We start from the raw sequence: 7,895 nt of genomic DNA on the forward strand, positions 1-7,895 counted from the left end.
CCTCCACCACCTGGGTTGCCAGTTCGGGGTTGAGCTGGAAAGCGGCTTCTGCGGCGGTGCCGTGAACCAGATCAAGCCGGTGCTGTGTCTGACTCTGGACTTCCTGCCGCATCTTGCGAGCATCCAGGGCGAGCTCGATGGCACCGGCGATGATGCTCAGCAGCAGCGCGATGGAGAGCGTCAGCACGGCCTGCTTGGCGGTCAGGCTGCTTCGCTGGGCGCGCCGCTGGCGCGTCGGGAGACCGGGCATCATGAGTCGACGACTCTCGACTCGAGCTGGATGCTCTCGGCGGCTCTAAGCCTGTCGATGGCAGCCTGCAGGCGGGTGACATAAGCGTCGGGGACCGAGGGGTGACAGGCGAGATAGAGCTGTGCGTCATGAAAGACGAAAAGCTGGCGAAGCTCGATATCCGCTTCACTGGCGAGGTATTGCGCCGTCTGGGTGTTGGTGACCCAGGCATCGATCAGGCCTGCCTGCAGCCGCGCGATATTCTCACGCTCGGCGGAGGCGGTGACGATCGGCACTCCCTGCCGTTCCGCGAGCTGTCCCGCCGCGTCCTCGCGGAAGCTCCCTACTCGCAGTGAACTCAGTTCGTCCAGCGAGTCAGCCTCCACGCCAGCGTCGGCAAGGCTGAAGGCGGCCCACTCGTTGGCTCCGAGGGGGCCGACCCAGGTGAAGTGGGGTTCACGCTCGGGTGTGCGTGCCGTCGAATAGACACAGTGGTTTTCCCTCAACTGGGCTTCGGCAATGGCGCGTGCCCAGGGGAGCAGGCGGAATCTGGCGGTCAGGTCGGCACTCTCCAGGGCGGCCCGCAGCAGCCGGGTCGATTCGCCGTCGATGGTGCCCTCTATCGTCTGATAGTTGTAGGGAGGATACTCCTCGGTATTGAAGGTCACTTCAGTACCATGGGCATTGCCCAGCTCACCCCGCTGCCTGAGGGCATCCAGTGCCGCCTGCATGCGCGCCACCAGGTCCGGGTCGGTATCGCGATGCAGGGCGTAGTAGAGATCCGACTTGCTGATGGTCAGCACCGACATGAAGTCGGCGATGGGCAGGTCGTGCTCCTCCATCAGCCAGAATGCCACATCCTCGCCGTAGGCCCACAGGTCGACCCGTGCACGCTCGAGCATCTTCAGGGCGCTGACATTGGACATGGCCAGGTGCAGTTGGTCGGAGGGTACCTTGGCTTCGTGCAGCCTCTGGGCGCCAATGTCTTCACGAATGACCGCGACACGATAGGTTCCAGTCATCAGGTCGTCGAGGCTGTCGAGCTCGATGTCGCTGTCGCGCCGGGCGATCAGCGTCACCCGGTCGGTGGCGATGGGCCCGACCCACTGGAACAGCGACTCCCGCTGCTCGGTGCGGGTGGTGGAAAAAAGCACCGTGCCGGGGTCCGTCAGAGCTGTCTCGTACCCGCGTGCCCAGGGCAAGTAGAGGATGTCGTCCCGTGACAGGGGCGTAGCGGTCTCCTCGAAGATGCGTTCGAGTGTCTCGATGGAGACTCCTTCCAACCGCTCCCCGTGTTTGTAGTTGTACGGAGGGTACTCTTCGGTGATGAAAGTGAGCTCGTCCAGACCGGCAGACGCCGGAGCAGGCAACAGCAGACAGAGTGCAAACAGTAGCCATTTTCTCATGCGGCTGTCGATGCCTCCGGTTTTGGTATTGTTTTATGCCAATATCCTTGGAGAGCGTGGCTGCGCTTGGCAGCTGCCGAAACCAACCTAGTCGATGGTGCTCGAAAAGTCATCTTCGCAGCGCCAACGCAAGCGGCGTAACTTCTCCCGGGGCCGGCCGTGTCGAGACCCTGGCTAACGTCGCTGATACTGCCGATCAGTGGCAGGCAAATACCAATCCTTGTAGTCAATGCTACCGATACGTCATTAGCTGATAGGCTATGAGCCGAACGGGCCCACCCATGGCAAGGAAAGTACACTATGAGCGCGATTCCTGCGGCTGCCGGCGACACGCCCCGGCAGCGGGCGTCGAGAAAGGAGATCTTCGGCTGGGCGATGTTCGACTTCGCCAACCAGGCCTTTACCCTGCTGATCATCACCGTGGTCTTCGGTGAACTCTTTACCACGGTGATCGTCGGCGACCGCGACGACGGCTACCGGCTGGCCAACCTGCTGTGGAGCCTCGCCCTGGCCGTGAGCTATCTGATGGTGGTCGTCACGGGCCCCTTGTGCGGCGCGGTCATGGATTACCATGCCGCCAAGAAGCGGTTCCTGTTCGTCAGCTACCTGGCCACCGTGGGTGCCACGGCGATGCTCTACTTCGTGGAGCCCGGCTATGTGGTGCTGGGCCTTCTGCTGATCGTGGTCTCCAACTACGCCTACTCCATGGGCGAGTCCTTCATCGCCGCCTTCCTGCCCGACCTCGGGCCGCCGGAGGACATGGGCAAGATATCCGGCTTCGGCTGGTCGCTGGGCTATGTGGGCGGTCTCTTCGCCGCCGGTTTCACCCTGCTGGTACTGGGAGAAGCCACCGAGGACAACTTCGAGCGTATCCGCTGGGTGGGGCCCTTCGCGGCAGGCTTCTTCCTGGTAGCGGCCATTCCCACCTTTCTCTGGGTCAAGGAGCGCGGCACGCCGCAGCCGCCGGGCAAGTCCTACCACCAGATCGCCTGGGAACGGGTGGCGACGACCCTGCACGAACTCAGGCACTTCCGCGATCTGGGCATTTTCCTGGTCTCGCTGCTGTTCTCCATGGCGGGGGTCTACATCATCATTGCCTTCGCCTTCATCTATGGCGCCCAGGTGATCGGCTGGGACGAGGCGATCCGCAACATCATGTTTATCATCGTCCAGATCACCGCGGCGGCGGGGGCGCTGGGCTTCGGCTTCATCCAGGACCGCATCGGTACCAAGCTCACCTACCTGCTCACCCTGGCGCTCTGGGTGGCGGCGATCTTCGCCATCTGGGCCACGCCGGAAGTCACGGCCTTCCTCAATGTTCGCCTGGGGCTCGAGTGGGAAGCGCAGCACCTCTTCCTGGTGGTGGGCTGCCTGGCCGGGCTCAGCCTGGGATCGAGCCAGTCGGCCAGTCGCGCCTGGTGGGACTCTTCTCGCCCACACGCAAGGCGGCCGAGTTCTTCGGTTTCTGGGGGCTGGCCAACAAGCTCGCCGGCGTCTTCGGCATCATCGGCCTGGGGTTGCTGCAGACGGTGGTTGGCCTGCAGGCCTCCATCCTGCTATGTGCCGCGCTGTTCATTACCGCGATCCTGATCTGCCTTGCCGTCAATCAGGCCCGTGGCCAGCAGGCGGCCCGCGACTGGGAGGTGCGCAACCCGATTCAGGAAGGGGCAGGCTAGTGTCACTGCTGCTCGATCCACTGCTGCTGACGCTGGTGGCCTTGACCTTCCTGGTGGCCGGTACCGTCAAGGGTGTCATCGGCATGGGCATGCCGACCGTGTCGCTGGCCCTGCTGACGGCCACCGTAGGGTTGCCCTCGGCGATGGCACTGTTGCTGGCTCCCACCATCATCACCAATATCTGGCAGGCGCTGGTCGGGGGGCATCTGAGGCAGATCCTGCAGCGGCTCTGGCTTTTCCTGCTGGCGTCCACCGTCACCGTCTGGCTGGGGGTGTCGGTGCTGGCCAGGGTGGACGTGCGCTGGCTCTCGGCCCTGCTCGGGGTGCTGATCATCTACTATGCGCTTTCCGGCCTCTTTCGCCTTGGGGGAGGGGCGATCATGCGCCATGGTCGCCATGCCGGTGCCGTGAATGGTGCCCTGACCGGATTGATCACCGGCATGACCGGCTCGTCGGTCTTTCCGGGCGTGGCCTACCTGCAGGCGCTGGGCCTGCCGCGGGACATGCTGATCCAGGCCATGGGTGTGCTGTTCGTGGTCACGACCGCGGCACTGGGTTTTTCCATGGGTGAGCAGCGCCTGCTCACCGTCGAATTGGCCATGCTTTCGCTGATGGCGGTGGTGCCCGCCCTGCTGGGCATGCAGCTGGGGCAGCGACTCCGACACCGGCTGTCGGAGGCCGCCTTCCGGCGAGTCTTCCTCACCGGCCTGTTGGTGATGGGAGGCTATCTGCTATTGAGAGCGCTACTCTCCGGCTAATCGGCGAGGAAGACACGGATCCGGTCGCCGGCCTGGCCGATGCCGACCACGCCGTCGAGATGGCCGCGGTTGCCGTCCAGGGTGACCAGTTCCACCGGGGTTCCGTCGGCACCGATCATCTCGGCGGTATCGCGGACGCCTTCGGGAGCGAAGACCAGGTCGTTCTCGCTGTAGAGAATGAGCGTCGGCGCGTCGATGGCGGCCAGTCCCTCCTCCAGACTCTCGCCGTGGCCGGTGACGAAGGCCTGGTTGGCCTTGACCAGATAGAGCAGGTGGTTGGCATCGGCGACCTCGGCGCGGGCTGCGGCGATATCGTCGAGGGTCTGCTCGATGGCGTAGCGGGCGTGGATGTCGCGAGTGGGGTCGGCGTCTTCGTCAGCCCAGCTGCGATCGAAGGTCTCGTTGGCCCACTGCCAGTGATTGGCGGTCAGGGTCACCAGCTTGAGCGCTTCCCGCAGTCCGTCCAGGGGCGGCTCGCCATCGTAGTAGTCGCCGTCGTTCCAGTTGGCGTCGATCCGGATCGGGGCGGCCCAGGCGCTCAGGGTGGCGAGGAGCCAGGGGTCGCTCTGGCCGCCGCCGATGACCGGGATCAGCCGCTCGACCCGCTCCGGGTAGGCGCTGGCCCACTCATAGGCCTGCAGGGCTCCCATGGAGGCCCCCATGACCGCATGCAGCTGTTCGATGCCCTGGCTTTCCAGCAGGGCCTTCTGTACCTCGACGAAGTCGCGGATGGTCACCAGCGGAAAGTCCAGTCCCCAGGGTTCGTCGGTTTCCGGGTTGATCGAGGCAGGGCCGGTGGTCGTGACGTTGGGGTCATGGGCGTTGAGATTGACCAGGGTATCCGAGGAGATGATGTAATATTCGTCGGTATCCAGTGGCTTGCCCGGCCCGATGATGGCGTCCCAATAGCCCGGTGCGGCATCGTCATCGGCATAGCGCCCCGCGGCGTGGCTGGTGCCCGAAAAGAAATGCGTGATCAGGATCACGTTGTCCTTTGCTTCGTTTAGGCTGCCGTAGGCCTCCCATCCGATCTTTACCGGTGCGATGGTTTCGCCGCTGACGGTGGTGTACTCGTCCATCTCGAAGACCTGCTTCTCCACCAGTCCATCCCAGGCCAGAGCCGCCGAGCTGGCAAGCAGCAGGGCGCTGGCGCAGAGTGTCACACCGGTGAGGCGCTGCGGGGTGAGGGAATGCTTTGCCGAGGCGAGGGTCGAATACTCGAAGCTGTCATGCATGGGGCTATCCTTGTTGTAGTCGTTCGCGCGATAGTCGTCTGCTCACGCAGGGCCTTTCATGGCCCAGGGTGGCAAGCGCTCTTCAGTACAGACAGCAGGCGCAGGGGTGTCAATGCCAAAAGGGCTGCCCCCGACAATGGCCAAGGGAGACTTGCTATGAGCCGTGGTGACGGATCGGTCCGACGGACCGGGCTGGGTATGATGCTGCTGTTCTGGATACTGTTCATCGGTGCCGGTGCCTGGTGGTTCCACGGCTTTCTCGAGCAGCAGCGCAACCCTAACGCCCATCTGGTCAATGCTGTGACTGGCGAGGATGACCCGGTCGTCCTCGAGCGCAACCGCTCGGGCCACTTCATGGCCACCGGACGCATCAACGGCGAGCCGGTGGAGTTTCTGCTGGATACCGGTGCCACCTATGTCGCCGTGCCTGCGGATATGGCCGACCGGCTCGGCCTGGAAAGCGCGGGTTCGGCCTGGTTCAATACCGCCAACGGCCGCGTGCGCGGGGACCTGACGACGCTGGATGAGGTCAGCCTGGGGGGATTTACCGCAGGGCAAGTGCGGGGCTCCATCAGCCCGGGGCTGGACGGTGAGGTGGCTCTGCTGGGCATGAGCTTTCTCAACCGCTTCGATATCGAGATTCGCGATGCCCGGATGATCCTGCGCCCGGCACAGCAACCCTGAGGAGTTCATGACCGACCAACCGAGAGGCCGCCGGGCGGAACGACCCAAGCAGATACCGAGTCCAGGCTGGCTGGACGTCATCTGGCGAGTCAAGCAGGAGCTGGCCGATGACCGAGTCAACATGCTTGCGGCCGGTATCGCCTTCTACGCCCTGTTATCGCTGTTTCCTGCCATCGCCGCCGTTATTTCCCTGTGGGCGCTGGCCTACGATCCCCATGAGATCGTTAGCCAGATCGACGAAATAAGCCGCTTCATGCCGCCGGGCGGGGCAAGCCTGATCAATGAGCAGGCGCGGGAGATCAGCGAGAGCACCGATACCGGGCTCAGCCTGACGGCCATCATCAGCCTTGTCGTGGCGCTGTTCGTGGCCTCCAAGGGTGTGCGTGGAGTGCTGATCGGACTGAACGTTGTCTACGGCGAGGGCGAGCGTCGCCCGCTTCTTCAGCGTGCGTTGATCGTTGCCATCCTTACCCTGGGGCTGATACTGGTCTCCCTGGCGGCCACCATCTTCGTGGCACTCTTCCCCCTGGGGATCGGCATGCTGGGCCTGGACAGCACCACGGTCAGGGTCATCGGCTGGCTGCGCTGGCCGGTGCTGCTGTTGCTCATGATGCTGATCATCGCCGTGCTCTATCGCTTCGGCCCCTACCGCAGTGCGCCGCGCTGGGAGTGGGTCAGCGTCGGCACCGTCACCGCGACGCTGCTGTGGCTGCTGGGCTCCGGCGGGCTCTCACTCTATGTGAGCCATGTGGCCGACATGGCCGAGCTCTACGGTTCGCTGGGTACCGTCGTGGTATTGATGCTCTGGTTCTGGCTCTCCGCTTTCGTCGTATTGCTTGGCGCCGAGATCAACGCTGAAATGGAGCGACAGACCCGCAAGGACACCACCATCGGTGAACCACGGCCCATGGGCGAGCGCGGCGCCCATGCCGCCGACACCCTGGGTCCCAAGCGACCCTGGCGGCGGTCCAGGCAAACACAGCATGGAGACGAATCATGAGCCTGACCCTGACCCAGCGACTCGGCATCGAGGTTCCCCTCCTTCAGGCCCCCATGGCCGGCGTTCAGGGCTCGGCGCTGGCCATCGCGGTGGCCGAAGGCGGCGGTCTCGGGGCGCTGCCCTGCGCCATGCTGAGCCCCCAGGCCATGAGCGACGAGATCGCAAGGATTCGCGCGCAGACCTCACGCCCGCTCAACGTCAATTTCTTCTGCCACCTGTCCCCAGAGCCCGACCCCGCCAGCAATGCGCGTTGGCATCAGGCGCTGGCGCCCTATTATGCGGAGCTGGGTCTCGACATCGACAGCGTACCGTCGGGTGCCGGCAGGCGCCCCTTCGACCACCAGGCCTGCGAGGTGCTGGAGGCGTTTCGCCCCGAGGTGGTGAGTTTTCACTTCGGCCTGCCATCGCCGGCGCTGCTCGAGCGGGTCAAGGCCTGGGGGGCGACGGTGCTCTCCTCGGCCACCACTGTGGAGGAGGCCCTGTGGCTCGAGGCCAATGGTGCCGACGCGGTGATTGCTCAGGGGCTCGAGGCGGGCGGCCATCGCGGCATGTTCCTGACCCAGGACCTCACCACCCAGGTCGGCACCCTGGCGCTGCTGCCCCAGGTCAAGGCGGCCGTATCGATACCGGTGATCGCCGCCGGCGGTATCGCCGATGCCCGTGGCGTGGCGGCGGCGGTTGCGCTGGGGGCGGATGCGGTTCAGGTCGGTACCGCCTTTCTCTGCTGTCCCGAAGCGACCACCTCGTCGCTGCATCGCCGTGCCCTGCAGAGTGAGGCGGCGCGTCACACGGCATTGACCAACCTCTACAGTGGCCGGCCGGCGCGGGGTATCGTCACGCGACTGATGCGCGAGCTAGGGCCGATCAGCACCGTGCGCCGGCCTTCCCGCTGGCCACGGCGGCCATC

Annotated in this window: 6 protein-coding genes and 2 pseudogenes; 5 read left to right on the forward strand and 3 right to left on the reverse strand. The window is 64.7% G+C overall.

Going from position 1 to position 7,895, the window contains the following annotated elements:
- Together Q427_RS22220 and Q427_RS31600 are read right to left on the reverse strand one after the other, a co-directional pair.
- A pseudogene (locus Q427_RS22220) lies at positions 1-253 on the reverse strand (hypothetical protein); the annotation flags it as partial.
- Complete coding sequence (locus tag Q427_RS31600; RefSeq protein WP_155833663.1) at positions 250-1,635, reverse strand: substrate-binding periplasmic protein; 1,386 nt, start codon at positions 1,633-1,635, stop codon at positions 250-252. The gene Q427_RS31600 and the pseudogene Q427_RS22220, both read right to left, overlap by 4 nt.
- Positions 1,636-1,935: 300 nt before the next feature.
- Here Q427_RS31600 and Q427_RS22235 point away from each other — a divergent pair.
- Both Q427_RS22235 and Q427_RS22240 read left to right on the forward strand, forming a co-directional pair.
- Positions 1,936-3,311: pseudogene (locus tag Q427_RS22235) on the forward strand (MFS transporter).
- Positions 3,311-4,069 carry a sulfite exporter TauE/SafE family protein gene (locus Q427_RS22240; protein WP_231613857.1) on the forward strand — a complete coding sequence of 253 codons (759 nt, stop codon included), beginning with the start codon at positions 3,311-3,313 and terminating at the stop codon, positions 4,067-4,069. The pseudogene Q427_RS22235 and the gene Q427_RS22240 overlap by 1 nt, the downstream one beginning before the upstream one ends.
- On the opposite strand, the gene Q427_RS22245 is transcribed toward Q427_RS22240, so the two are convergent.
- On the reverse strand, positions 4,066-5,304 hold the full coding sequence (locus Q427_RS22245) for an E22 family MetX-like putative esterase (protein WP_051496603.1): 1,239 nt from the start codon (positions 5,302-5,304) through the stop codon (positions 4,066-4,068). The genes Q427_RS22240 and Q427_RS22245 overlap by 4 nt on opposite strands.
- A gap of 156 nt (positions 5,305-5,460) precedes the next feature.
- Between Q427_RS22245 and Q427_RS22250 the strand changes: the two genes are divergently transcribed.
- The 3 genes from Q427_RS22250 to Q427_RS22260 form a co-directional block, all read left to right on the forward strand.
- Positions 5,461-5,988, forward strand: a complete 528-nt coding sequence (locus Q427_RS22250; RefSeq protein WP_043517373.1) for a retropepsin-like aspartic protease family protein — start codon at positions 5,461-5,463, stop codon at positions 5,986-5,988.
- 7 nt (positions 5,989-5,995) lie between these two features.
- On the forward strand, positions 5,996-6,988 hold the full coding sequence (locus Q427_RS22255; RefSeq protein WP_043517375.1) for a YihY/virulence factor BrkB family protein: 993 nt from the start codon (positions 5,996-5,998) through the stop codon (positions 6,986-6,988).
- Positions 6,985-7,895 (forward strand): NAD(P)H-dependent flavin oxidoreductase (locus Q427_RS22260; RefSeq protein ID WP_081786156.1); only part of this gene is annotated, 911 nt, incomplete at its 3' end. The genes Q427_RS22255 and Q427_RS22260, both read left to right, overlap by 4 nt.

Source organism: Halomonas sp. BC04 (genome assembly GCF_000568385.1).